The following is a 2,618-nucleotide window of genomic DNA, read 5'->3' on the forward strand; positions in this document are numbered from 1 at the left end:
ATCTATACGTAATGCTATAACAGTTTAATTGTTATTATGCTTTTTTCGTATCTACTACTTTAATATCCTCAGCATAAATCTTTTCTGCATAGTCTTTAATGTTTTTCCAGCTATCTTTCGCAATGTTTAAATCTTCTTTAATGAAAACAAGATCATTTGGACTAATAGAATCTACATTTTGAAGTAAAGAATTGTATTTTGATCCCATTGTATACCATTGATTTGAAATGTTTTGCAACGCTGTAATTGCTGTATCAATTGTATTTGTTAAATACTCAGTTTGTGTTTTAATATTTGTTAACCCCGCCACTTCTAATTGGGCAGTTGTAACTTGTCCAGTTATTTTTTGAATTTCAGCTTGTGCATTATCAAGCTCTTTCTTCGCTAATACGATTCCAGCTGTTCCACCACCTACAGCTGCTGCACCACCTGCAATTAGTGCGATTCCTAGCGGCGTTCCTGCTCCCGTAGCAATAACAACTGCACCACCGATAATTGCAATTGGTCCTAAAGCTGTCGCAACAGATGAGCCGATAATAATTGCATTATATTTACTAATTGCTTCATTATACGTTGTAATTTGATTTTGCAGAAGCGGAATTCCAGCATCTTGACTAGCTAAGATAGATGTAATTTGATTTGCATCTCCCTTGAAATTTTGAGTATCTGTAGTCATTTTATTTCGGAATTTCTTCAAGTCTTCTACTAACTGATCTACTTGCGCTTTATTTTCATTAATACTACTTGATAATCTAGTTAGACCTTTCGTAAGAGTTGCTTTATCCTTTGTATCTACCGCAGCAACTAAAGTATCATAATAGTTTTGGAACTTCGTATTGTAGTTAATGATATTTTGATTCGTTGAAATAAGCTGTGGCTTCATTACATCTAACCATTGTTTCGCATTTCCTCTAGCTGTATCTTGATGCTGAATCACTTTTCCTTTTAAAGCTGCATCAACTGACGATACATTACCAAAGTTAACATTACCTTGTTTAATAATTGTTAAAGCGTACAGATCCATTACTAAAGCGTTTGAACCTGTTCTTTCCATTGCATCTTTCAGGCCTTCTGGTCCTAATGAATATTCTTCATAGTCATTATAAGCTTTTGCTACCGCATGAACTGGAGCTTGTTTCACTGTACTTTCAGCTGCATAAGTATGAGCCGGCATAATGTTCCCTGCTGCAAATACTGCCATAAGTGCTGATAGAGCCATTACTTTATAAGGTTTTTTCGTCATTTCTCTTCTCTCCCTATATCGTTAATTATTTTTCTGTTTAATGTACTTCAACGTTTGTAACGTAATCTTCAAATTGATTCGTTTGCTTATTCATTTCATCACTTACTTTTTTGAGTTGATTGAAATGTTTTTGAAGTAAACTATTGTCTGTATACGTGCCTTCTTCAATATTTGTTTGAATTTGGATCATATTATTATTTAAAACTTTCCAATCTGTTAATAACGTTTCTAAAGTTGCGATTTGGCGATCAATTAGTTCTGTAAAGCTACTTACTTGATCTTCAACGAATGTAATTTGAGTCGCCTCTGATTCAGTTTGTGATAACTTTTGAATAAGTGGTAATAGCTCTTTTTGCTTTTGCTGAATACGAAGAGCTGCTTCCCTCGTTTGACTATCTGCAGCATTTACAATTTCATTACTTAAAGTACCAATAGAAACAAAATCGATTGTTTTCGTTTGTGCAGTTTGATTTGTGATTGTAAATACTTGTTTACCGATATTAATAGAACCTTTAATAATTTCTTGAGGTCTATTCAAAATAATAGTTAGTTCAGCTTGAATTTCCCCTTGAATTCTTTTAATATCTTCTCTTAATTTCACAATATCTCCACTTGATCCTTGAAGTGTTTTTATTGCCTCATCAGCTTTAATTGATAAGTTGTTACTATCTTTGTCTAATACCGATTTAAATCGATTTAACTCTAATAAATCTTGCTCCATACTCTCTTGGATGCTTTGTACTTGCACTTGCAATTTTCCATATGCGCTTGTGAAATCTGCTTTTGCTTGTTCATCTTCATTTACTTTTCCTGCTAGTTCATATAGCTTACTATAATAGCTATTAAATCTAGTGCTATATCTCATCATCTCTTGATTTAGGTCGATTAACTTCGGATTATATTCATCAATCCACTCTCGTACATTCGCCTTTGCAAACTTTTGATGATTCGTCAAACTACTCATAGCGTTTACCTTAATGTCTGGTTGTTGCAAAATAACTAATCCGTATGCTTGTATAAGTGGTGACTGTGACCCTAACATTCTAATTGAATTTGATAATGTATTTGGAGCAATTACATTTTGCGCATATACTGTTTTCACTTCTGTTTGCCCCTCCTTAGCGTAAGCGCTTACAGGAACAAAACAACTCGTAGATACTGCTGTAACCAATAACCCTGTAATTAAAGTCTTTTTCACTTTAACTCCTCCTATGTATTAGCAACTATTACTATCGCATTTTATTATTCTATTTTCTTGCACATTATTTGAGATGGTTAAAAACCGAGAACGTTCTCACCGTGATTCATGTACTAACCACCTCTCTCAAATTTTATTGCTACAGTACTTACTTATTGTTATAAAACATTCCATAAC

Annotated in this window: 2 protein-coding genes; both read right to left on the reverse strand. The window is 33.5% G+C overall.

Annotation, left to right across the window (positions count from 1 at the left end):
• Positions 1-34: 34 nt before the first annotated feature.
• Positions 35-1,243 (reverse strand): non-hemolytic enterotoxin NHE subunit B, encoded by a 1,209-nt coding sequence (gene nheB, locus AB3X48_RS20860; RefSeq protein WP_002200902.1) that lies wholly within the window; start codon positions 1,241-1,243, stop codon positions 35-37.
• A 37-nt stretch (positions 1,244-1,280) separates the two neighbouring features.
• Entirely contained in the window at positions 1,281-2,441 is a 1,161-nt protein-coding gene (nheA, locus tag AB3X48_RS20865; RefSeq protein ID WP_016104521.1) for a non-hemolytic enterotoxin NHE subunit A, read from the reverse strand.
• Positions 2,442-2,618 lie beyond the last annotated feature (177 nt).

It is taken from the genome of Bacillus sp. S4, from assembly GCF_040838205.1.
Classification (GTDB): domain Bacteria; phylum Bacillota; class Bacilli; order Bacillales; family Bacillaceae_G; genus Bacillus_A; species Bacillus_A cereus_U.

What these genes read in the sequence shown, in the direction of transcription:
- nheB (WP_002200902.1), bottom strand. Translation starts at nt 1,243, where the DNA reads ATGACGAAAAAACCTTATAAAGTAATGGCTCTATCAGCACTTATGGCA.